The organism is Cupriavidus sp. D39, assembly GCF_026627925.1.
In the GTDB taxonomy this organism is placed as follows: Bacteria; Pseudomonadota; Gammaproteobacteria; order Burkholderiales; family Burkholderiaceae; genus Cupriavidus; species Cupriavidus ulmosensis.
Genome location: NZ_JAPNLE010000006.1, coordinates 447,285 through 468,689, shown reverse-complemented (window position 1 = coordinate 468,689; position 21,405 = coordinate 447,285). Strand labels below are relative to the sequence as shown.

The window sequence follows — 21,405 nt, the reverse complement described above, 5'->3', positions numbered from 1 at the left end:
CCGATAGTCCTGACTTTAGCCCGACGCGCCTCGACAGTCAACATTTTTGGAATCGGTTCCATTGTTCAGAACCCAACGTCTCAAGTGTTTTTGGTTCCGATGATCGAAACTGATGCTGTTCATCAAAACTTCTGCTACGATTAGTCTATGGGTTGCCCGCCTGCTCTGAGCAACCCGCAAACCAGCGCGGAGATCTTCCGCGACCTGCGGCAGACGCAAAGGAGAAATGACTATGATTTACACGCGAAGTGGCGCCGACGCCCTGGCAAAACGGAATGTTGTGGTTTCCCCTGGGACTGGCAATACGCATTGGGGAACTGTGTACTTCGGCCCGCGCTCTTCAAACGAGCGGCAGCCGGGGCCGCAGGCCACAATGTCGGAGTTGGACGCCAACGAAACGATCGTCCCGCACTTTCACGGTGTGACGATGTTTCAACTCTTCGTCGCCGGCTCCGGCACCATTGGTAACCGCGGCCAGGTGCTCCAGCCGCTGACCGTTCAGTTCAAGGATCACCACACTGCGTATGGCCCGATCATTTCGGGCCCCCAAGGCCTGTCATTCGTGGCGATGCGCATGTACACCGCCAATTCCGAACCGATCTATCTCGACAAGCCCGGGTACCGCGAAAAGCTCGAGCAAAGCAAGCGCCGGCACCTGACCTCGGACCCGGTGGGTTTTTCCACCGAGCCGGTTCTCAAGTCCCGCAAGGAAGTGGCATGGGAGACGTTGTTCGCGGACGAATCCGATGGCATGGCTGCGCAAGTGGTGCGGCTCGGTGAGGGTATGACGGTACAGGGCCCTGATCCCCGTGCAGCTGGCGGCTACTACATCTTCGTCGGCAACGGCAGCCTCGTTCATGGCGACGAAGAACTGCCGCAATGGTCCATGGTGGTCGTGGAGCCGAATGAAGAGCAGTTTGAGATTCGTGCCGGCGCGAAAGGCCTGGAGGCGATGGTGCTGCAGTATCCGCGGGAGGATCGGGCGGGTTGGTGATTGGCGGGGGGCACGCCCCCTCTACCGCAATGTCTCACCTTCGGGGATGCACACAACTGATCCGAGGCCTTTTCCCGCGTTTGCGGGAATATTTTTGTCCGTTGAAGAAGGCGAAAAAGCCACAGTCGGCCCCGCACCCGCGGCAATGACTGTGGCTTGACGGAACGGCATTACCTGCATCAGGGCCGTTCGCCAGTCGCACTGCACAATGCGGGGCGCCGGAGCGCGACTGGCCAGGACTTTGTAGCGCGGGCCCGCCTCAGGCGGTGACGATCACCTCGTCCCCTTCCACACGGAAGGTATGCGGCATATCCACCGATGCCCATTCCATATAGTTGAGAACCTCGTCGAATTTCGGGTGCCCGCGGCGCAGGACTTCCGGCCGGTACCGCTGGTCCATGGCCATGGGCAGGAATCCGACGCGCACAACCCCTCCTTCGACACCACCGCTTTCGCCAGCAGGCTCAGGGTACAGGCCTTGCCGTATGGCATGAGCGGGAAATCGGGGTCGAGATCCGTGTGATTCCGGACCGCGCCGTGCGCCCATGCCGGCTCCGCCCAGGACGGCGCGGGGAAGCCCTTCGTCATGGCGAACACGCCCAGGCTGTAGAAGATTGTCTTGCCCTTGTAGACTTCCACCGCTTTCGGAATGTGCGGCGCATGCGCAACGACGAGGTCGGCGCCTGCATCGATGGCGGCGTGCGAAACGGCTACCTGGTAGTCAGCGATAACCCGTGGCAGCCGAATCACGCCGGAGTGAAAAGCGAGAATGACAATGTCCGCTTCCTCACGCAGCGCACGAATGTCCTCCACCAGCATGGCCAAATCCTCAGGATCGGGCTCCGTCCGGATACCGACCGGTTGGTGCGGGCCGCGGGTTTCGTAGGACGTCCGGATCCGGATCGAGGTGACGCCCGGCTTGTCTGGACCAGCTTCGCTGCCGGCTGCGGCGACCGACGTATAGCCGAGGTAGGCCACGTTCACGCCGTTCTTTTCCACGATCGCGGCACGGCGGGCTTCCTTGAGGTCCCGACCCGCACCCGTCACCTGAATACCGCGCGAATTCAGCAATTCGCGAGTATCCAGCATGGCGTCCGGCCCGGCGTCATAGGTGTGGTTGTTCGCCATGGTGACGGCGTCGAACATGCCGTTGGTGTAGATTTCCGCCATCTCGACTGGCTGCCCGACCTGTGGGGCATGCTCCGCCCGGATGCCCCGGCTCGAATAGGTCCGCATGCAGTTCACAAACCGCATGTCCGCCTGCTCGAGCACGGGACGCACCAACTCCGTGTAGCCCTCTATCGGGAAACCATCCCGCGGCCCATGCGCAGGACCACAATCTCCACCGATCAACACCGTCACACTGCCAGACATAACTATCTCCTCAACAACGCTATTAGTTCCACTACCCGGAATCAATGCCGACACCAAGAACTGATGTTAGCATCGCCCGAGTTGCGTGCCAAGCCGCACGCCATCGCCCCGGCTTGTCCATGAACCTGACCCTCTTGCCCTTTCCGGGTTATTGGGCCTCGGCCTTGATGTTGGCGGCCCTGATCAGTTCGCCCCATCGCCGGTAGTCTTGCGCGACGAAGGCGGCCATTTCATCACTATTGGATCCGACGGGATCGGCCCCATTGGCTTGGAAGCGTTCGCGTACGTCGCTGCTGTTCATGATTTTGACGACGGCCTGGCTGAGTCGTTCGACAACCTCGCGAGGCATCTTTGCCGGGCCGACCAGGCCGTACCACCCTGAGCTGCCACTAAGGTCCTTCACGCCCGCTTCTGCCAAAGTCGGGACATCCGGCAGCAGGCTGGACCGGCCAGCTCCGGTGACTGCAATGGCTCGCACCTTGCCGGACCGGATCGACGGCAATGCGGCGACGACGGTGGGCAGCGACATGTCGACGTAGCCGGCCATGACATCGTTCAATGCCGGGGCCGAACCCTTGTAAGGCACGAACGAAAATTTGACGTTGGCCGCCCGCTGCAGCAGCTCCGTCGCCAGATGACCGGGCGCCGCCTGGCCGGTCGTACCCGACGTCAGCGGCGTCTTGCTCGAACGGGCCAGACGCAGCAACTCATCCAGATTGCGCGCCGGTAGCTTCGGGTTGACGACAATCACGTTAGGAACATTGGCCAGCAGCGAAATCGGAGTGAAATCCTTGACCGGGTCACGTGCCGACTTCGTGTACAGGTAGGGATTGGTCGTCATTCCCATGGAAGTCAGCAACAGTGTGTAGCCATCGGGAGCCGCGGCCGCAACCGCATTGGCCGCGACCATGCCATTGGCGCCGCCGTGGTTCTCGATGACGACTGGCTGGCCCAATGCCTTGTACAGCCTTTCCGCGACCAGCCGCCCGATCAGGTCGGTCGATCCGCCCGGGGAAAGCCGATCAGCAGCTTGATCGGCTTGTCGGGATAGCCCGCATGGGCCGCGCCCGGCTGCATCAATACCGCGCTGGCAGCGAGCAAAGGCAGTGAAATGAGCAAACGACGGATACGCCTGGACTGCGATGGCACCATTGTCTCCATGATTCTGTCCTCGAGGGTGGGATGGGATTGCGCGCGCCGCTTGCTGCGGCGTCTGTCCTGACAGGCCACATGCCGAATCACTTCGGCACGGTGCTCAAATCTTGCTCGGGTCCGCTTACATCCGGTCGGTTCGCCCACCGTCCACATAGAGCGTGTGGCCGGTAACAAAACTGGAATCGTCGCTGGCGAAGAACAGTACCGCTGCGGCAAGCTCTTCCAGCCGCCCTGGCCGATTGAGGACAGCCATGCTGGTGCGAACACGGATATGCTCCGCCACCTCGTCCGGGCTGCGCGTGGCGCCCGTGAGCGGTGTCAGGAAGAAGCCCGGCGCCACACAGTTGACATTGACACCGCTCGGGCCAAGTTCTCTCGCCAGCGTCTTGGTCAACTGGATCACTGCAGCCTTGGCAGAGGCATAAGGCGCGCTGGCACCGGCGGTCAGTGCGCCGATATGCGGCGTGGTCCCGGTACCCAGGCTCGACGAGATATTGACGATCTTGCCGTACTGCTGTCGTTCCATGTACGGCGCCGCTGCCTGGGCGCAATAAAACACGCCTTTGAGGTCGAGGTCGAGCACCGCGTTCCAGTCCGCATCACCCATACTGCCAAACGGCCGGTAGCGGGTGACGCCCGCGTTGTTGACGAGGATGTCCACTCGCCCTTCGGCGGCAACCACGTCTTCCATGACATTGCGCAGTTCCTGCTGCTGCGTCACGTCGACCTTGTACGCACGTGCCTTGCCGCCCAGCCCCTGAATCTCTTCCGCGGTCGCCGCCATCGCCGCATCATTCACGTCGACGATGATGACCATGGCCCCTTCGCTGGCAAAGCGCAAGGCAATGGCCTTGCCGAGGCCGGAGGCCCCGCCCGTGACGATCGCCACCTTTTCCTTCAGTCGCATCTTCATTCTCCCTGATCGAACTGAGGAAATTGTAGGTGCCGAAGTTGCGGTAATGGGCCGTGCATCTTCAACGCTGCATTGCAAGTCATTCAATGTCACGCTGCAAAGACGGTAAATGCATCGCCCTATGATGCTGATCACGGGCCGGCTGGCAAGGCCGGAACTCGATGCTGGAATACCACCACTAGGAGATGAAGAAATGCTGTGGATGATCAACTGCACTGACAAGCCGAATTCCGCTGCCCTGCGCGAACAATACCTGGCCACACATCGTGCTTATCTGGATGGCTGGAACGACAAGATCTTTTTCTCCGGCCCGCAACAAAGTGACGATGGCTCGGTGTTCGTGGGCAGCTTTTTCATTATCGACGTGCCGAGCCGGACGGAGGCGCAGCGCTTCATCGAAGGCGAAACGTTTCACGCTGCGGGCGTGTTTGAATCGGTAAATATCCGCCGCCTGAAGAAAGGGCGTTTCCATCCGCAGGTGGCTGAGGCCGTGTGAGCGGCTAAACGTTAAATGCCGACCCGCTCCGAGGCGGGTCGCGCGTCAGCATGGCGGCGTGGCGGCAGAGGCCAGTCGACCGTCTGCCGTCGCCCCCCGCACAGTCCTTCGCTACGGACGAAGCAGTCGCGTCAACGTCGTCGCCGATTTCAGTGATTCCAGTCTCTGCACCGCGGCGACCACTTCCTGAGCAGGAATTGGAAGGCCAGACAAGCTTGCCAACCGATTGAACTTGGCGATCTGCTCTCCGATATCGCACGGATTTCCAGGCGTTCCGTGCGCGTCGCGCGTCTCGGCATGCCGCACTTCTCCATCCTTCAAGTGGACTTCCACGCGGCACGCAAACTGCTTTGGATAGACTTCATCGGCAACAGGATCCACCAACAACTCGACCCGCTTCGCCAGCTCGGATCGGACCGGGTCGCGAATCGCATCCATGCTGAATGCCTGCGGATCTCCCGGATCCCCGGTAAGCGCGACCGATGCACAGTAAGGGATGCTGTACTGCGCATCCATGGTGTCGGCCACCTCCGTATTGCCGTTGTACCGTACGGCAAAGGCGCTGGTCGCGACGACGATCCTGGCGACCTTGTGCGCTTCGACGCCGCCCTGCTCCCGCATCGCGAGAAGCAATTGCACCACCCCCTGGATCCAGCCACAGATGGGATATACCTTTACCCAGACGTCATCGATGGCCCACCTGCTACCCAGGTCCGCATCCAGCAGCGCCGGTCGTGCCGAGTCGCCGCTGAATGCCTCAAGCAATCCGAATTTGCCATCGATGGCCGTGGGCGGCGCGGTAAAGCCGCGTCGCGCCAGCATCGCCATGCGAACCGCCGCTTCGGCTGCGCGGCCAGCGTGCATGCGCTTTACCATGCCTGCCGAGCCGACCGCGAAGTTCTTGACACCGGATGCGCAGGAACACGCCAACCCCGCCGCGTTGAGCAGTTGGTCCAGCGGCAGGCGCATCGCCACGCCCGCTGCAATCGCCCCGGCCACGGGGCCGACCACGCTGGTCTTGTGAAAGCCGCGCTGCGAGGGGTCCATGCTCAACGCCATGCTGATGCGCGCGGTCGCCTCGTATCCCGCCACGATGGCCCGTAGCATCTGCACGCCGGAGGCCTCCGCCGCTTCGGCTGCGGCCAGCACGGCTGGCACGATGACCGCCCCCGGGTGGATCAGGGCCTCGGATAGCAAGTCGTCCAGCTCGAACCCGTGCATCGCCGTTCCGTTGCACAGCGCCGCGTGACTGGGCGCGACGTTCCCGACCCTGCCAACGATGGTGCAAGGACCGTGGGTGCCGTCCCCCAGCACCTCCGCGGCCATGATCTCGCTCCAGGGCTGACGTGCTCCGAGCAGTGCGCAGCCCAACGCATCGAGCAGGCACCAACGGGCTTTCTCCATGGGAGCGCCAGGGGCTTCGCTGCCAAGTCCGTGCAGGAACTCGATGAGCCCGCGTGCGTGGCCTTGCGTCTGATGTGGCGTCTCTGTGATAGGTGTCATGATGATCAGGTTCCAAATGATCGACAGGAATGGCGGCGCGCGCGCCTTGCCTTACCTGACTTCGATATGCGCCGCCTTCACGACGCCAGTCCAACGCTCAACGTCCTTGACGAGAAACGCGTTCATGCCCGCGCCATCCGACCCGATCGGTTCGGCCCCTTCGGCGACGAAGCGCTCCCTGACATCAGGCATCTTCATGATCTTTGCGACCTCGTTGCTGAGCAGCGCGGCAATGTCCTTCGGCATGCCGGTCGGCCCCACCAGCCCGTACCACCCGCCAGTGTCATAGCCCGGCACACCCGCCTCCGCGATGGTCGGTACATCGGGCATCAACGGCGAGCGCTTGCCGCCCGTGACCGCGAGCGCCCGGACCTTGCCAGCCTTGACCAGCGGCAAGGCGGTTGGAATCGTCGGAAACGAGAGATCGACGTGCCCGCCGATCAGGTCGTTGATTGCCGGCCCCGAGCCCTTGTAGGGAACGTGATCCAACCGGATCCCGGCCATCACCTGCAACAACGCGCCGGACAGATGTCCCGGGGATCCGTTGCCCGCGGAAGCCTGCGTCAACGGGGAAGGACGTGTGCGCGCCAGGGCCAGCAGTTCGCCGAGGTTCTTCGTCGGCACACCGGGATTGGTGACCAGAACATTGGGGACAATGGCAAGCAGGGAGATCGGGGTGAAGCCCTTGACCGGGTCGTAGTGCACCCGCTTCGTCAACAGGGGATTCGTCGTGAGCCCGATCGAAGACAGCATCAGCGTATAGCCGTCCGGTGGGGCACTCGCGGTCGCATCGCTCGCGATCAATCCGTTCGCGCCAGGCCGGTTTTCCACCACCACGGGCTGGCCTAGTGCCGTGGACAATTTATGCGCGATCAGGCGTGCCGCGATGTCGGTAAAGCCTCCCGGCGCGAATCCGACGAGGATCTTGACAGGGCGGTTGGGATAAGGGCGCTGCGCCCAGACGCCGCCGGCTGTCGAAGCGACCGCCAATGCCAGTGTTGTGGTCAATAGCCTTCTGCGTGAAATAAGTTTGCTCATGCCTGTCTCCTGCCGGACGTCAGTTGGTCAACTGCTGCAAGCGTTCTACGACGCGTTTGTTCACGAGGATACCTTGCGTGCGCCGGAGTTCCCGCTCGCGAAAGCCGCGCTCAGACGGAATACGAATTTCCGCGACCCCGGCTTGCCGCGGAAGTCCCCTGATTGTGGCCAGGAGTTCCTCCATTTCCGATGTGAACTGTTCAGTCGGCATCAGGAGTTCCGGATTGAACGCCACGAAGAGGTAGCCAAAGTCGCTAACGTCGCCATTTCGCATCCGGGCGCCCGCCATCAGTCCAAGCGCCTGGATGGCGAGGGACAGGCCATACCCCTTGTGCCCGCCGAAGGGCAGCACACCGCCCTCCAGCAGTTCGCTCGCTACGCGCGTCGGTTCGCCGTGCTTGTCGATGCCGACGACCTTATGAAACGTCTCGCCGAGAAATGCTTTCATAAGGAGCTCGCCCGACATGACCGAGGCCGTACCCATGTCAAAGATGAACGGATCAACCTTGCCTGGTAGCGCAATGGCAAGCGGATTGGTGCCGAGCGCCTTGCGCACGGCACCGGGTGGCACCACGGTGGGACTGCTGCTGCCAAAGTAAAGCGTGGCGAACCCTTCCCTGGCGATCTTCTCCAGGTAATAGGCATTGCGCCCGGCAAACCAGCTGTTGCGCAGGCCGACGATGGCAATGCCGGATTGGCGTACCTTCTCGATGACGACCTCGACAGCACGATTGAGCGAGATGTAGCCCACATTGTTTCCACCATCGAGCAACGCTGACACCGGCGTCTCCCGCACGACCGCTACCGGCGCACGCGGCTGCTTCAGCTCCGGCCTTCCAGCGATCACGAGAATCCGGGGCAAACCCGCGAATTCATAGCCCCACGTGGCAGCGTCAACCAGGTGCGTTGCGATCACAGCAGCCTCTTCCGGCGTGTACCGGAGCTTGACCAAGGCGCCCTCGCCGAGCGCTCTTGCCTCGCTCACGCTCATGCGAATGGTGTTGTCGTTGTCGGTATCCAGCAGCTTTTCAGTCATGGTATCGAATCCAGTATCGAGGTTGAGGTGGTGCAAGGGGATGTGAGCGTTGACCGCGCACTGCTTCAGTCCACGTGGAGATTTACCTTTTTCACTACCGGCCTCCATTTCGCCAGTTCGCTCGTGATAAAGCGGGACAGCTTCTCGGGCTCGCCGCCGACGATTTCGTAGCCGGCTTCGGCGAGTTGCGCACGCACCTTCGGATCCGCCATCGTCTTGTTGAATGCCGCGTTGAGCTTCGCGATCACCTCTGGCGGCGTCCCGGCGGGGACCAGCACGCCATTCCATGAGCTCACGTCGAAGTTCGGCACGCCAGACTCCGCTATCGTCGGCACACCTGGCAGAACACTGGTTCGCTTCGACGTCGTAATGCCGATCGCACGCAACTTTCCGGCCTTGATCTGCGGCCCGAGGACGACGGGTATGCCGATCAGCGCATCGATTTCCCCGGAGAGCACCGCTGTCAGGGCGGGACCGCCGCCTCGATAGGGAACGTGCAGCATGTTTGCGCCGGTCATCGACGCAAACAGCTCACCGCCCAGGTGGCCAATAGACCCCGGCGCTGACGACGCATAGGTAACCTGTCGCTTCTTCGAAAGCGCAACGAGTTCCTGCACGTTGTGAACCGGCAGGTTGGCGTTGACCACGAGCACTTGCGGGACCAGCGTCAGGAAGATCACCGGCGCAAAGTCATGTTCGGCGAAGGGCATTCTCGGGAAAACGAGCGGATTGATCGAATGCGTCGCCGAGTATGCAAAGGTCAGCGTGTACCCGTCCGGCGCCGCTCTCGCACCCGCCGCGGCGCCAATGTTGCCCGCTGCCCCTCCGCGGTTGTCGATCACAACCGACTGGCCAAGGATCTGCCCCAGGCGCGCATGCAGTATCCGCGCGAGCAGATCAGCACCCCCACCCGGCGGCCACGGGACGATCCAGCGGATGGGCCGGTCCGGATAGGACTGTGCCGCGCCGGCCGTCGCGGTCGTCGCCAGGGCGCAGGCGAAGGCAGCCGCCATCAACCGCCGAACCACTGCACGAAGCAGCGCACCGCCGGCGCTGGCCGCAGAGAAGAATCCCATCATTCTTGGTCACCCCATCAGAAGTCTTGCGTGTCAGTTGACCTGGCGCCATGCGTTGCGCGACACCACTCACTTTGGCAGCAGCATGTCAACGATGATCCTGACCAGGTCGACATAGCTGCGCATGATCAGGTACAGGAACGCTCCGCCTAACGCGCCGGCAACAAGGAAGGCAGGCGAGCTGCCCGTGGCCCAGAACAACAAGCCGCCGAACGGTGGGCACAGGGCAAGCAGTAGCGCCAGTAAGTTGCCGTGGTTGACGAGAAAGTGCAGCGCCGGAAATGTCGGGGCCGCGTGGTCGGTGTGAGCCTGCATACGTGGTACTCCGCTATCGAGAGGGAAATCTGGCGCTGTGACGCAAATTCATCACAGCGTTTGGTGACATCAGAAGATGGTCGACGGTTCACGCCGGGACCAGCGTCGACGCGATTGCATTCGCCGCGCGCAGGCCAAAGACCGCGGAGCGGCTCAGCCCGCCGATGTACGCGACCTGTTCACGATCACCGCCGCCTTCGATGCCCCCTGTGGCACAGCCGGCCGCATAGAGGTTCGGAATCGGCCGGTTGGCCGCATCAAGCACTCGCCCGTCGGCGTCTATCATGATCCCGCCCATGGTGTAGGTGATGCCGGCACAGAGCTTGACCGCGTAGAACGGCGCCTTGCGGATCGGCCAGGCCCGGTAACCGCCGGTGCTGCGCTTCGGCACCAGGCTGTCGGTCGAGCCGCTGTCTACGGCGGCGTTGTACTGGGCCACCGTCTGCTGCAGGACGTCAGCGGGCAGGCCAGCCTGGCTTGCCAGGCTGTCGAGGTCGGTGGCGGAGTAAAGGGTGCCCCGGCTTGACACCAAGGTCGGATTGGCGGAAATCAGATACTCGCGGCCCGGTCCGTTCCAGATGTCCGCATCAAAAATCACGGTTGCGCCCAACGGATCCGCCTGCGCCGCGATGGTGTTGGCCATTGTCACGCCGCCCAGGCCCTCGTTCGCGAACCGCCGGCCCGACATGTCGACCACAATCCCCGCTGCGCAGACGAAATCCATCATCGGGAATGGCGACAAGTCATCGTTGTGCATGGCGTCTTGCGCCAGCGCATGACCGTAGAACCGATTGAGCCCCACCAGTTGCGCACCCGCTTCGCGCGCCATGCGCAGCCCGTCGCCGTGGCCGGTCCGCGCGTTGCGCTGTTTGAGCTTCTCCGGCGCGGGGCTGATGAACTCGCGCAGCAAGTCCATGTTCGAATGGAATCCGCCATCGCAGATCACGACCGCGCGTGCCTCAATGTCGACCGGGCCCGTGACGCACGCCGCGTGCAAGCCGACACAAGCACCGTCGCGCATGGTCAGGGCGGTTGCGCGAGCCCCGTGCAGAATCCTGCCGCCGTGTTTCGCCAGACTGCTGGCCAGGGTGCGCAGCAGGACATCGCCACCGCGGCCGACCCAATACTCGCGGCCCCGCGTTGCGATCGGCGGTGCCAGCGTATGCTTGCGGTACGACTCATGCCCCACCTTGATAAACCGGACGCCCTGCCGCTTGAGCCATTGCGTGGCCTCCCCGATGTCGTTGGCCAGCGCCTCGACCAGTTCGGTGCTGGCGGAGTCACCGGTGCGGCTGGTGATGGCGCGCAGGATCACCTGTGAATCGTCTGCCACGTCCTGGTGGGCGACGTGGAACGCGCCGCCAGCCATGCGCGTGTTGCACAGGTACTTTTCCGGCTCCCCGCGTTCCAGCACCAGCGTATTGACGCCTTGTTCCGACAAACGCACGGCCGTCGTCAGGCCCGCGATCCCAGCGCCGACAACGACGACATCGGTATGGATAGATTTCATGCACCCCCGTTTTTCCTGCAGTTAAGATGCCCGCGCTGGCTGGCCTATCGTTCCGGAACCGGCGGATGACGAACCCATTCTAGGGTCGTGATCCCGGCAAAATTGCGAGCCGGCCTTTAAGCACCTTCAACTGCAGATTGATAGTGGAGGCATGATCTTCCGGAGTCGGCATGCAGGTATCGCAACGCGCACGCTCCTGGCTAATCGCGGCTCACTCCTGGCGCAGATCGGGGTGCAAGCTGAGCACGTGATACAGAAAGTCCGCCATGACCCGGATCTTTCTTGGTATCTGGTTACGTTGCTGCATGTAGATCGAGTAGCTGAGTTCTCCCTCGACCTGTCCGTCCAGCACCGTCTCAAGGCGTCCGGAACGCAGGTAGGGAACGACCCGGTAGCGGGTAAGCAGCCCGATGCCGGCGCCACTGAGCATCGCCTCGATGAGGCTGTCGCCATCGTTGGTCACCAGACACGCTGGGGCCTGGCTGGTCACGATTTCGTCTCCGGATCGCAGGCGCCATGACCGCACCGCGTTCGTGACCCAGCTTCGGAGGTCGATCCGGCGATGGTGCGCCAGATCCGCGATGGTCATCGGCCTGCCGTGGCGTTGCAGGTAGGCCGGGGAAGCACAGAGGACAAATGGCGATGTCACCACGCGTCGCGCGATCAACGTGGTATCCGGCAGCGGGTGAGGAAGGACGCCGACGTCGATGCCTTCAGCGACAACGTCGGGAATCCTGTTCTGCACAATCAGGTCAACGGACACGCGCGGGTACTTCTCCAGGAACCGTCCCAGCGCGGGCGCGATGAAGCGCGAAGCCATGCCGACCGGCGCAGCCAGCTTTACGGTGCCGAACACTTCCGCCGAGGCGTCGCGCATGCGCTCGACCTCATCGTCAATCGAGCGAAACGCGTCGACGCAGGTATGGTAAAAACTGGCGCCTTCTTCGGTAAGACTGATCTTTCGGGTACTGCGGTTGAGCAGCCGGACACCGACCCAGTCCTCGATCAGCTTGACGTGAATGCTGGCAGCCTGGGGCGTGATGCCCAGTTCCCGTGCGGCACGGCTGAAGTTCCCGGTCTGCACAATGCGGATGAAGGTATTGATACCGCGCACGTTCTCCATGATGTTCAGGTCACATTAGCGACCCTCTCCGGCGTAGAAATTCTTCTCGCTCTGCCGCCCTGTGGCGGGTCTCCTGCTTCAGATTCTTGGTTCTGAACAACGGAACTTGGTCTGATACTCGGAACCATGATACCATGGACCGCGCGGCCCGGTCATAGGGTATTCCGCCCCTATCCTTCCCGGCTGACAGGCAACGCAGTCGAGACTACCTACCGCATTGATGCCACTCGAAGGCCCTGTATTCCGGAGCCTCTGGTTCGCCTGGCTGGCGGCAAACATGACAATGTGGATGAACGACGTTGCATCGGCCTGGTTGATGACAACGCTGACTGACAGCGCCGTGATGGTCGCGCTGGTCCAGAGCGCGAGCACTCTGCCAGTATTCCTGCTTGGTCTTCCAAGTGGCGCGCTGGCCGATATCACGGACCGGCGCCGGTATCTTGCTTCGACCCAGCTATGGGTGGCGGCCGTGTCCCTGCTCACTGCCGCGCTTGCCTTCGCCGACGCGCTGACAGCCGAGTTGCTCCTCTCCCTGACCTTCCTTAACGGCATAGGGCTGGCCATGCGCTGGCCTGTATTCGCCGCTATCGTGCCGGAGGTGGTTACCAGGGAACAGCTGCCGGCTGCACTGGCCTTGAACGGGATTTCGATGAATCTGTCCCATGTCGTGGGCCCTACCGTCGCCGGTGCATTGCTGGCCGGAGCCGGCACCGCGTGGGTGTTCGTGCTCAATGCCGTCGTTGCCGCGGGTGCACTCGTAGTGATTCTGCGCTGGCGCTCGGTCAAGCGACCGTCGACTCTGCCCGGCGAGTGCTTTTTGGGTGCCGTCCGTATCGGACTCCAGCACGTACGCGAGTCACCGCGGGTGCGGGCGGTCACGTTGAGAGTCTTTCTCTTTTCCCTGCAGATGAGCGCGCTCGTGGCGCTGATGCCCCTGGTTGCGCGCCGCTTGAGCGGTGCTGGCCCGGGTATGTTCACGCTGCTGTTGGCGACAATGGGGACCGGCGCCATCACCGCTGCGCTGCTGTTGCCTCAATGGCGAGCACGGCTCGACCGGGACCAGATCGTGTTGTGGGGTTCTCTTTTGCACGCAGCGGCAAGTGCTGCTGTAGCGCTTGCGCCGGTAACCTGGATCGCCCTCCCGGCCATCTTCATGGTTGGCATGGCGTGGATTTCTACAGCGAACACCCTGTCGACAGCGGCACAGCTGGCTCTGCCGAACTGGGTGCGCGCGCGTGGCATGTCGGTCTATCAGATGGCGCTGATGGGCGGCACCGCCTTTGGCGCGATGCTGTTCGGCAATGTTGCAGCCAGGTTTGGCGTACAGGCAGCCATCGTATCCGCGGCGGCGGCAGGCGTGCTGCTGCTTCCCATCGTCCGACGCTGGTCCGTGGGCGGCAAGGATGTCAACCTGGATCCGGCGCCCACCAATGAGGTGCCGGATCCGGTGGCCCCGGTTCACCCAGATGAAGGCCCCGTCATGGTGACGGTCGAATACCACATCAACCCTGCGCATGCCGCGGAGCTCGTTGAGGTGATGCAGCTCACGCGCGCAGCCAGACTGCGTCGCGGCGCGTTGTCCTGGGGGCTGTTCCGAGACACTGCGATCCAGGGATCGCTATCTCGAGTACTTTCTCCATATGAGAACTGGCTCGAGCACCAGCGCAGACTAGAGCGATTTACCGCCGCAGACGCCGAACTGCGCGAGCGACGCCTTGCCTTTCACATTGGCGAACAGCCGCCAGTGCGCAAGCGCTATGTCGGAGACCATCGGTAGCACTCCCGCCAAAACGGCATTCGGTCATGTGTTGTCGCAATCCCCGGCATGACAGTCTTGCTAGGCATCGAATTTGTAGTGCGAGAGCGGCATGCTGCGGATGCGCTGGCCAGTCAACCGGGAAACCGCGTTCGCCACGGCGGGTGGGACGGCTGGTAGCGGCGGCTCCCCAATGCCTCCCATCTTTGCACCGCTCTCGATGATCCGGACGTGCACGCGCGCCATGCGACCAGGCGGAAGGATCGGATACCGGTCGTAGTTCCGCGCCACCGGCATGCCGTTCTCGTAGACGCTCTCTTCGAGCAACACCTGCGAAAGCCCAAGCGCCACGGCCCCGTTGACCTGCGCTTCGATAATGGCCGGATTTACGATGCTGCCAGGATCGATCGCCTCCCAGATGTCGTGCACCCTGACCTGGCCGTGCTCAATCGAAACCTCCGCGATCGCCGCTGTCTCCGTGCCGAAGGCCTTTGCCATCGCGACGCCCCGGGCGCGCCGCGTGCCGTCCGCAGCGGTGAACGGTCCACGCTTCCAGCCGCCCGACAGCTCGCCGGCCGCGCGCAACAAGTCAGTCAGCCGCTGGTCGCCCTGCAGTAGCCGCATCCGCAGTTCATACGGGTCCTGCCCACCCTTGTCTGCCAGTTCGTCGAGGAAAGTCTCGTAGAAAAAGTCGTTCATCGAATTGCCGACTGAGCGCCAATAGCCGAGCACAGCAGGGCTCTTCACATAGCGCTGGGCAATGCGACGGTCCGCAATCGCATAGGTCTTGTTGGTCAGACCTTCCAGGGCCGTATAGTCAACCTTCTCGCCCCGCTTGTTCCTGATTGCCTCGGTGGGACCTTCCGTCGCGCTCACTGCCTCCAGGGCAATGGGCATCCCCATATCGTCGAGCCCGCCGCGAAACCGAACGGCGGCCATGGGGCGCAAGGTATCGCGCAGGAACTCTTCCTCGCGGCTCCAGATGACTTTGACAGGACGCCCGACCGTCCTGGCCAGCTGGATCGCCTGCGGATAGACCACGGCGTTTTCATAAAGGAAATGACGCCCAAAGAATCCTCCCAGCAGCGGCGAGTGGATGAGGATCTTCTCCGGAGGCAGGCCGGTGCGCTTCGCGATGTCGTCCCGGAACATCTCTGGCGCCTGGTTGGGGACCCACAACTCAAGCGTGCCATCCGGGCTGAACCTGGCCAGTGCCGAAGGCGGCTCCAGTTGCGCGTGATTGAGGTACTGGCTGTGGTAGGTCGCGCTGACAACCGTGTGCGCCTTTTCCAGCGCAGTGGCCACATCGCCGACGACTTCGGAGTTGTCGATCGTCCCCTGGGCGTTGGCAAGGTGCTCAGCGAACGCCGCCGTGGAGAAGTCCGCCGGCATGTAGCGCGGGTTGGAATCCGGCCCCGGATCCCGCCAGTCGACCTGGGCCGCCCCGGCTGCACGCCTGGCGTCCCACCATCGCTCGGCGACCACCGCGACCGCGCCAGGCAGGCGATGAACCGAATGCACGCCCTTCATCGCCTTGACCTCGTCCTCGTTGCGGATGGTGCCGACGGTCAGACCCAGTCGCGGCGCATGCTGCACGGCCGCCTGCAACATGCCATCCACGCGGCAGTCGATGCCGAAAATCGCCTTGCCCGTCGATTTTTCGTAGACATCCAGGCGCTGGACCGGCTTGCCGATCCAGCGGAACTGGCCGGGATCCTTCAGCTTCACGCTGGCCGGATCGGGCACCGGCAGGTCCATGGCGCGCGAAGCTAGTTGTCCATAGCTCAGCGAGCGCCCCGAGGCGACATGGATGACCCTGCCCGGCTCGGTGGTCAGCGCATCCAACGGCACGCCGAGTTGGGCGGATGCAGCCTGCAGTAGCATTTGGCGCGCCAATGCGCCAAGGCGGCGCATCGTCGGATAGCTCATGCGGACCGACATGCTACCGCCGGTAATCCGCATACCGTTTTCCATGACTTTGTACTCGGCGCCGGCCGGTGCGTTCTCCACAATAAAGCTCGCCGGGTCCGCATCGAGCTCCTCGCCGACGATCTGCGCCATTGCGGTGAAGATGCCCTGCCCGCCCTCCATAAAGGGACTTTGCAGGCGAATCGTATTGTCTGGCCGGATCTCGAGGAACGCGGGAACCCGCGTGCCCGGCACGACGGCGCTGACCGTGACCTGGGCTCGCGCTGTGCCAAGCGGAAGGCCAAAACCGAGCACGAAGGCGCCCGCGACAGTGCCTGCGGAAGCCAGAAGGAAACGACGCCGCGAAATGTTGGTCGGCTCCCCCGTCGGGAAAGCCTCGTCGTCAATGGGCTTGTCGGTGCTCTTCGTCATACCCCGTCCCCCTCGTCATCAGCCTTCTCGGACTTTCTCTTGTGCATCACGCCCAGGGCGCCAATGCCCGTCAGCCCGATTGCCACTGCGGCGGCTACCTTGCCCTTCCCATGCTGCGGGGCATGTTCGGGAAGAACTGCGGCGGCGGTTCGACCGGTTCCATCGCCAGCCAAATCATGGACGGCCGCGCTGATTGCGTTATAGGTTCCGCAGCGGCACAGGTTGACCATTGCCGCCGCAATCTGCTCGTCCGTCGGGTGCTGGACCTGCTTGAGCAGCGCCGTGGCTGCCATGACCTGGCCGGACTGGCAATAGCCGCACTGGGGAACCTGATGCTTGACCCAGGCACCGACAACGCGCTTGCCGACGTCGTCCTTCTCAATCGCCTCGATCGTGGTGATCCGCCGGCCGGCCATCCCTTCGACGGGGGTGACACAGGACCGCACCACCACGCCGTCCACCAGGACCGAGCAGGCCCCGCATTGCGCGAGGCCACACCCGTATTTCGTACCCGTCAGGCCGAGTTCGTCGCGAATCACCCATAGCAGAGGTGTCTCGGCATCGGCCTGGACCTCGTAGGTCTTGTCGTTAATCTGAAGTTTCATAGCTCTTGAGTTCCTGTGCACGGCCATCGAGATAGACCGGACGTCCGAACGGTTCATTTCGCAGAAGTCGGCGGCAGGCCGTGGGCAATCGCCTTTGCATGAAAGATCGTCGCGCCCTGACCACCCGCTCCATCGCTGGTCACCGCGTAGAGGTCGCTCGTATCGGAGCGGATCGCCAGGTTGGTCGACTGCAGGTTATGCCCTCGCTCGCTGCCTGGCAGCAGCACCCGTTAAACAGACACCGGCTGCAAGGCATGCCATGGCGATGACGGCTCTGGCTTTCCCGGCCGGCACGTCGCCGCGTGCCCTGCCTGCCCGCACTTTCCGATGCTGCGACAACTCGTGCCTCCAGACCATCATTGCGCGGTAAAGCCGCCGTCGACGGCCAATGCCTGTCCGGTCACGAAGGTCGAGCCCGGGCTGCACAGCCAAAGCACGGCGTCGGCGATTTCCTCGCCGCGCCCCAGGCGCTTCATCGGCAGGTCCCGCAGGAGATCATCCATCGCCAGCATCCCCCGGTCCAGCATCGTCGACACCATCGGCGTGTCGATCGTGCCGGGACAAACGGCGTTGACGCGGATCCCGCGTGCGGCGTATTCGAGCGCCGCGCTGCGCGTCAGCCCTATCACGCCGTGCTTGGTGCCGTGATAGGCAGCAATCAGTGCCCGCCCGACGAGCCCGCCGATGGACGAGCAGTTGACGATCGCCCCGCTTCCCTGCTTTCGCATCTGCAACAGTTCGTGCTTCATGCACGCCCAGACGCCGCGCAGGTTGATGGCGCTGATCCGGTCATAGTCCTCCGACGATTGGTCGGCAATCTCCGAGGATGGCACCTGGATGCCGGCGTTGTTGAAGGCTGCGTCCAGACGGCCGAAGGTGGCGACAGTGCGTTCCACCATGGCCGCCACCTGGGCTTCGTCAGACACATCGCACACCACGGCAATTGCCTTGCCGCCGGCCGACGTGATCTCGTCCACGGCTTGCTGCAAGGCCGCCTCGCTGACGTCTGCCAACGTGACGGCGGCCCCGGCATTGGCAAAGCCCGCGCCGTCGCCAGCCCCATGCCGGAGGCAGCGCCGGTGACCAATGCAACTTGTCCGTTGAAGTCGTAGGTAATGCTCATGAGCTTCTCCTGATAAGGTCAGACGGCCAACGAAGCGTTGTCGATCACGAACCGGTACTTCACATCGCCCTTGAGCATGCGTTCGTAGGCTTCGTTGATGTCATCGGCGCGGATCATCTCGATGTCCGCCACGATGCCGTGCTCGGCGCAGAAATCCAGCATCTCCTGCGTCTCGGGAATGCCGCCGATCATCGAGCCGGCCAGGCTGCGCCGCTTCATGATGAGGCTGAACACCTGCGGCGAAGGATGCGGCGTGGCCGGGGCACCCACCAGGGCCATGGTGCCGTCACGCTTGAGCAACGCGAAGAAGGCATCGAGATCGTGCGGCGCGGCGACGGTGTTGAGGATGAAGTCAAGGCTCCTGGCATGGGCCGCCATCTCGTCCGCATTGCGCGAAACCACGACCTCATCCGCGCCCAGGACCATGGCCGCCTCGCGCTTGGATTCCGACGTGGTGAATGCCACCACGTCCGCGCCCATGGCATGCGCCAGCTTGATGCCCATGTGGCCCAGGCCGCCGATGCCGACCACGCCCACCTTGTGGCCCGGTCCCACCTTCCAGTGGCGCAACGGCGAATAGGTGGTGATGCCTGCGCACAGCAGCGGCGCGACCGCGGCCAGTTGCTCCTCGGGGTGACGAACGCGCAGCACATAGCGCTCGTGCACCACGACTTGCTGAGAATAGCCACCCAGCGTGTGGCCGGGCGCGTCAGGCGTTGGCCCGTTGTAGGTGCCGACCATGTGGTCGCAGTAGTTCTCCAACCCCGCGTCGCAATCCTCGCAGTGCTTGCAGCTATCGACGATGCAGCCGACGCCGACCAGATCGCCTACCTGGAAGCCCGACACATGCGCGCCGACTGCCGACACGCGGCCGACGATTTCGTGCCCCGGCACGCAGGGGTACAGGGTCCCGGCCCATTCGGCGCGCACCTGGTGGATGTCCGAGTGGCATACGCCGCAATAGGCGATATCGATCTGCACATCGTGCGCGCCCGGTGCTCGCCGGGTGATGTCCATGGATTCGAGGGGCTGGTCGCTCGCTTGAGCGCCATAGGCTTTGATGGTCATGGTGTGGGCTCCTGCGTCAATCGCAAAAACTAGTCCTTGGAAAACACGACCCGTGCATCGCGCCGGCCGAGCGCCTGTGCCAGGCCTGCCGGGTCGTCCACGCGTCCGAGTGTGTACGCGTATGACGAATCAAATGTCAGGTAGAACACGACAAGCGTTTGCGTGCCATACAGCATGAGATCGCCATTGCGGATCGTTCCCGGCCGGCTCGCGTTCGCGGGCAGCGCTTTGGGCAGGCTGGCGTGCTTCTCGTTGCCGTTGAGTTCGGACATGTCCAGTGTGAGCGGCACGAATGCACGGGCGGCTGCGTTGTCGGCCAGGGTGATGGCGAAGCGACGTTCGCCGACAGTCATCCACAGGCGTGATTCCTCCTGTTTTACAGATGCCGCACCGGCATCGGAAGCGACAGTGCGCCAACCTGACGTCGCGGACTGGCCCGCTTCGCAACCACCAAGCACGAGCAGGTCGAGCAGCAGGCCCAGGCCACGCAAGAACCGCAGTCCCGGGGCTCGGCGATGTTCGACTTCCGTGGCGAAGGGACGCTGGGCGCCGGTACCGGCGCTGAGGCTGCTGATGGTCATGGCTTTCTCCTTGCTCCGCGGCTGCTCAGGCGGCTTGTGTCGCTTGCGAGCGTGAGGTCAGATAGGTCAGGAAGGCCGCGAACAGCAGCACGGCTGCGCTCGCCACGAAAGTACTCTGGTAGCCGCTGCTATCGAACAGCCAGCCGCCAACGGTCGAGCCCAGGGCGATGGCCAGCTGGATCACCGCCACCATCAGTCCCCCACCCGCCTCGGCGTTCCTGGGCATGGCTTTCGCGATCCAGCTCCACCAGCCCACCGGAGCCGCGGTGGCCATCAGGCCCCACAGGCCCAGCAACACCGCAACGACAGCGATCCAGGATCCAAAGGGAATCAGCATCAAGGCGATCACTGCCATAAGGATCGGGATGGCGATCAGTGTCGCGTGCAGACCGCGCTTCAGGCACGTGCCGATCAGCGTGGTGCCGATGAAGCCTCCCACGCCAATGACGAGCAAGATGAGCGACAGCGTGGAAACGCCGACGTGCGTCACCGTTTCGAGAAACGGCCGCACATACGTGAACAGGGCGAACTGACCCATAAAGAAGGCACCGCACCCGGCCATGCCCAGCGCGACGGATCGGCTTTTAAACAGCTTGAGGACGTTGCCGGAACCCGGCGTGCGCTCGACAGCCTTCATGGCCGGCAGGCTGGTCCATTGCCAGGCCAGGGCAATGGCCGCCACCGGCACCAGCGCGAAGAAGGCGCCGCGCCAGCCAATGACCGAGCCCAGATAGCTGCCCAGTGGCGCGGCGATCACGGTGGCCAGCGCATTACCGCCGTTGAAGATGGCCAGGGCCCGGGGCACCTTGCTGGCCGGAACCAGCCGCATGGCTGTCGCAGCGGACGGGGACCAGAAACCGCCGATGGCCACGCCGATGAGCGCACGGCCAGCCATGTATGTCAGATAGTTTGACGCGAGCGCGACAACGGCGCCGGATAAGGCCATCACCCCCGTCAGCGCCAGCAACAGCGTCTTGCGGTTCATGGTTCCGGCAAGCGCGGAGATCGACAGACTCGTCAGTACCGCGAATGCGCCGGAGATCGCGATACCTTGCCCTGCCCGCCCTTCGGTGACATGAAGGTCGGCGGCCATCGGCGTCAGCAGGCTCACGGGCATGAACTCCGAGGCGACCAGCGCGAAGACGCACAGGGACATCGCAAAGACGCCGCTCCAATATGCGGTTTGCGCCTTTGCCTCGGGTTGGGTGGAAAAAGCGCCAACGGGGGCGTCACCTATCTGCGTTGTCATGAAATGCTTCGTTCCGCCCTGATACTTATGGAAAATGCCGTGCTTCTCTGCTACAGGCCGAGCGGGGCCGTAGCGATCAACGCGCTGAGCGCCGGAGCCGATGCAGGGCTACCTCGGTTCCGGCCGATCTCAGTCTTTGCCGATTTGCGA

Annotated in this window: 20 protein-coding genes and 1 pseudogene; 3 read left to right on the top strand and 18 right to left on the bottom strand. The window is 63.2% G+C overall.

All coding sequences use genetic code 11. The features are described 5' to 3' along the window. Nucleotides 1-232: 232 nt before the first annotated feature. Nucleotides 233-994, top strand: a complete 762-nt coding sequence (locus OMK73_RS06415) for a hypothetical protein (protein ID WP_267601241.1) — start codon at nucleotides 233-235, stop codon at nucleotides 992-994. A 273-nt stretch (nucleotides 995-1,267) separates the two neighbouring features. Here the strand turns inward: OMK73_RS06415 and OMK73_RS06410 are convergent, their stop codons facing one another. The 4 genes from OMK73_RS06410 to OMK73_RS06395 all read right to left on the bottom strand — a co-directional run bounded on the left by OMK73_RS06410 (nucleotide 1,268) and on the right by OMK73_RS06395 (nucleotide 4,430). Further along, nucleotides 1,268-2,368 (bottom strand): CapA family protein, encoded by a 1,101-nt coding sequence (locus OMK73_RS06410; RefSeq protein ID WP_267601371.1) that lies wholly within the window; start codon nucleotides 2,366-2,368, stop codon nucleotides 1,268-1,270. A 148-nt stretch (nucleotides 2,369-2,516) separates the two neighbouring features. Beyond that, nucleotides 2,517-3,323, bottom strand: a complete 807-nt coding sequence (locus OMK73_RS06405; protein ID WP_267601240.1) for a Bug family tripartite tricarboxylate transporter substrate binding protein — start codon at nucleotides 3,321-3,323, stop codon at nucleotides 2,517-2,519. A gap of 35 nt (nucleotides 3,324-3,358) precedes the next feature. After that, on the bottom strand, nucleotides 3,359-3,529 hold the full coding sequence (locus tag OMK73_RS06400) for a hypothetical protein (RefSeq protein WP_267601239.1): 171 nt from the start codon (nucleotides 3,527-3,529) through the stop codon (nucleotides 3,359-3,361). 115 nt (nucleotides 3,530-3,644) lie between these two features. Further along, a complete protein-coding gene (locus tag OMK73_RS06395) occupies nucleotides 3,645-4,430 on the bottom strand; it encodes an SDR family NAD(P)-dependent oxidoreductase (RefSeq protein WP_267601238.1) in 786 nt (261 codons plus the stop codon). Between the two features lie 127 nt (nucleotides 4,431-4,557). Here OMK73_RS06395 and OMK73_RS06390 point away from each other — a divergent pair, with 127 nt between their 5' ends. Then, a complete protein-coding gene (locus OMK73_RS06390) occupies nucleotides 4,558-4,932 on the top strand; it encodes a YciI family protein (RefSeq protein ID WP_267601237.1) in 375 nt (124 codons plus the stop codon). A 111-nt stretch (nucleotides 4,933-5,043) separates the two neighbouring features. On the opposite strand, the gene OMK73_RS06385 is transcribed toward OMK73_RS06390, so the two are convergent. The 7 genes from OMK73_RS06385 to OMK73_RS06355 form a co-directional block, all read right to left on the bottom strand. Beyond that, a complete protein-coding gene (locus tag OMK73_RS06385; protein ID WP_267601236.1) occupies nucleotides 5,044-6,435 on the bottom strand; it encodes an MmgE/PrpD family protein in 1,392 nt (463 codons plus the stop codon). Between the two features lie 51 nt (nucleotides 6,436-6,486). Next, on the bottom strand, nucleotides 6,487-7,473 hold the full coding sequence (locus tag OMK73_RS06380) for a Bug family tripartite tricarboxylate transporter substrate binding protein (RefSeq protein ID WP_267601235.1): 987 nt from the start codon (nucleotides 7,471-7,473) through the stop codon (nucleotides 6,487-6,489). A 19-nt stretch (nucleotides 7,474-7,492) separates the two neighbouring features. Continuing rightward, nucleotides 7,493-8,617, bottom strand: a complete 1,125-nt coding sequence (locus tag OMK73_RS06375; protein ID WP_267601234.1) for an Ldh family oxidoreductase — start codon at nucleotides 8,615-8,617, stop codon at nucleotides 7,493-7,495. Beyond that, nucleotides 8,575-9,588, bottom strand: a complete 1,014-nt coding sequence (locus tag OMK73_RS06370; RefSeq protein WP_267601233.1) for a Bug family tripartite tricarboxylate transporter substrate binding protein — start codon at nucleotides 9,586-9,588, stop codon at nucleotides 8,575-8,577. Before OMK73_RS06370 ends, OMK73_RS06375 begins: the two co-directional genes overlap by 43 nt. A 66-nt stretch (nucleotides 9,589-9,654) precedes the next feature. Then, complete coding sequence (locus tag OMK73_RS06365) at nucleotides 9,655-9,900, bottom strand: hypothetical protein (RefSeq protein ID WP_267601232.1); 246 nt, start codon at nucleotides 9,898-9,900, stop codon at nucleotides 9,655-9,657. A gap of 88 nt (nucleotides 9,901-9,988) precedes the next feature. Continuing rightward, on the bottom strand, nucleotides 9,989-11,410 hold the full coding sequence (locus tag OMK73_RS06360; protein ID WP_267601231.1) for an FAD-dependent oxidoreductase: 1,422 nt from the start codon (nucleotides 11,408-11,410) through the stop codon (nucleotides 9,989-9,991). Between the two features lie 211 nt (nucleotides 11,411-11,621). After that, on the bottom strand, nucleotides 11,622-12,533 hold the full coding sequence (locus OMK73_RS06355) for a LysR family transcriptional regulator (RefSeq protein WP_267601230.1): 912 nt from the start codon (nucleotides 12,531-12,533) through the stop codon (nucleotides 11,622-11,624). A gap of 220 nt (nucleotides 12,534-12,753) precedes the next feature. Here OMK73_RS06355 and OMK73_RS06350 point away from each other — a divergent pair, with 220 nt between their 5' ends. Then, nucleotides 12,754-14,310, top strand: a complete 1,557-nt coding sequence (locus OMK73_RS06350) for an MFS transporter (protein WP_267601229.1) — start codon at nucleotides 12,754-12,756, stop codon at nucleotides 14,308-14,310. Between the two features lie 60 nt (nucleotides 14,311-14,370). Here the strand turns inward: OMK73_RS06350 and OMK73_RS06345 are convergent, their stop codons facing one another. The 7 genes and pseudogenes from OMK73_RS06345 to OMK73_RS06315 form a co-directional block, all read right to left on the bottom strand. After that, nucleotides 14,371-16,629 (bottom strand): xanthine dehydrogenase family protein molybdopterin-binding subunit, encoded by a 2,259-nt coding sequence (locus OMK73_RS06345; RefSeq protein WP_267601228.1) that lies wholly within the window; start codon nucleotides 16,627-16,629, stop codon nucleotides 14,371-14,373. Further along, on the bottom strand, nucleotides 16,626-17,234 hold the full coding sequence (locus tag OMK73_RS06340; protein ID WP_267601227.1) for a (2Fe-2S)-binding protein: 609 nt from the start codon (nucleotides 17,232-17,234) through the stop codon (nucleotides 16,626-16,628). Before OMK73_RS06340 ends, OMK73_RS06345 begins: the two co-directional genes overlap by 4 nt. Before the next feature lie 53 nt (nucleotides 17,235-17,287). After that, the gene (locus tag OMK73_RS06335) at nucleotides 17,288-17,461 is read right to left on the bottom strand and encodes a hypothetical protein (protein ID WP_267601226.1); all 174 of its coding nucleotides are present in this window, start codon (nucleotides 17,459-17,461) and stop codon (nucleotides 17,288-17,290) included. Nucleotides 17,462-17,590: 129 nt separating this feature from the next. Further along, nucleotides 17,591-18,357 (bottom strand): annotated as a pseudogene (locus OMK73_RS06330) (SDR family NAD(P)-dependent oxidoreductase). Between the two features lie 18 nt (nucleotides 18,358-18,375). Beyond that, nucleotides 18,376-19,425 (bottom strand): NAD(P)-dependent alcohol dehydrogenase, encoded by a 1,050-nt coding sequence (locus OMK73_RS06325; RefSeq protein ID WP_267601225.1) that lies wholly within the window; start codon nucleotides 19,423-19,425, stop codon nucleotides 18,376-18,378. Between the two features lie 29 nt (nucleotides 19,426-19,454). Next, nucleotides 19,455-20,006 carry a cyclophilin-like fold protein gene (locus tag OMK73_RS06320; protein WP_267601224.1) on the bottom strand — a complete coding sequence of 184 codons (552 nt, stop codon included), beginning with the start codon at nucleotides 20,004-20,006 and terminating at the stop codon, nucleotides 19,455-19,457. 25 nt (nucleotides 20,007-20,031) lie between these two features. After that, nucleotides 20,032-21,255, bottom strand: coding sequence for an MFS transporter (locus OMK73_RS06315; RefSeq protein ID WP_324291670.1), 1,224 nt, complete (start codon nucleotides 21,253-21,255; stop codon nucleotides 20,032-20,034). Between the last annotated feature and the right edge of the window lie 150 nt (nucleotides 21,256-21,405).

What these genes read in the sequence shown, in the direction of transcription:
- OMK73_RS06415 (WP_267601241.1), top strand. Translation starts at nt 233, where the DNA reads ATGATTTACACGCGAAGTGGCGCCGACGCCCTGGCAAAACGGAATGTT.
- OMK73_RS06410 (WP_267601371.1), bottom strand. Translation starts at nt 2,368, where the DNA reads ATGTCTGGCAGTGTGACGGTGTTGATCGGTGGAGATTGTGGTCCTGCG.
- OMK73_RS06400 (WP_267601239.1), bottom strand. Translation starts at nt 3,529, where the DNA reads ATGGAGACAATGGTGCCATCGCAGTCCAGGCGTATCCGTCGTTTGCTC.
- OMK73_RS06395 (WP_267601238.1), bottom strand. Translation starts at nt 4,430, where the DNA reads ATGCGACTGAAGGAAAAGGTGGCGATCGTCACGGGCGGGGCCTCCGGC.
- OMK73_RS06390 (WP_267601237.1), top strand. Translation starts at nt 4,558, where the DNA reads ATGATGCTGATCACGGGCCGGCTGGCAAGGCCGGAACTCGATGCTGGA.
- OMK73_RS06385 (WP_267601236.1), bottom strand. Translation starts at nt 6,435, where the DNA reads ATGACACCTATCACAGAGACGCCACATCAGACGCAAGGCCACGCACGC.
- OMK73_RS06380 (WP_267601235.1), bottom strand. Translation starts at nt 7,473, where the DNA reads ATGAGCAAACTTATTTCACGCAGAAGGCTATTGACCACAACACTGGCA.
- OMK73_RS06375 (WP_267601234.1), bottom strand. Translation starts at nt 8,617, where the DNA reads ATGGAGGCCGGTAGTGAAAAAGGTAAATCTCCACGTGGACTGAAGCAG.
- OMK73_RS06370 (WP_267601233.1), bottom strand. Translation starts at nt 9,588, where the DNA reads ATGATGGGATTCTTCTCTGCGGCCAGCGCCGGCGGTGCGCTGCTTCGT.
- OMK73_RS06365 (WP_267601232.1), bottom strand. Translation starts at nt 9,900, where the DNA reads ATGCAGGCTCACACCGACCACGCGGCCCCGACATTTCCGGCGCTGCAC.
- OMK73_RS06360 (WP_267601231.1), bottom strand. Translation starts at nt 11,410, where the DNA reads ATGAAATCTATCCATACCGATGTCGTCGTTGTCGGCGCTGGGATCGCG.
- OMK73_RS06355 (WP_267601230.1), bottom strand. Translation starts at nt 12,533, where the DNA reads ATGGAGAACGTGCGCGGTATCAATACCTTCATCCGCATTGTGCAGACC.
- OMK73_RS06350 (WP_267601229.1), top strand. Translation starts at nt 12,754, where the DNA reads ATGCCACTCGAAGGCCCTGTATTCCGGAGCCTCTGGTTCGCCTGGCTG.
- OMK73_RS06345 (WP_267601228.1), bottom strand. Translation starts at nt 16,629, where the DNA reads ATGACGAAGAGCACCGACAAGCCCATTGACGACGAGGCTTTCCCGACG.
- OMK73_RS06340 (WP_267601227.1), bottom strand. Translation starts at nt 17,234, where the DNA reads ATGAAACTTCAGATTAACGACAAGACCTACGAGGTCCAGGCCGATGCC.
- OMK73_RS06325 (WP_267601225.1), bottom strand. Translation starts at nt 19,425, where the DNA reads ATGACCATCAAAGCCTATGGCGCTCAAGCGAGCGACCAGCCCCTCGAA.
- OMK73_RS06320 (WP_267601224.1), bottom strand. Translation starts at nt 20,006, where the DNA reads ATGACCATCAGCAGCCTCAGCGCCGGTACCGGCGCCCAGCGTCCCTTC.
- OMK73_RS06315 (WP_324291670.1), bottom strand. Translation starts at nt 21,255, where the DNA reads ATGACAACGCAGATAGGTGACGCCCCCGTTGGCGCTTTTTCCACCCAA.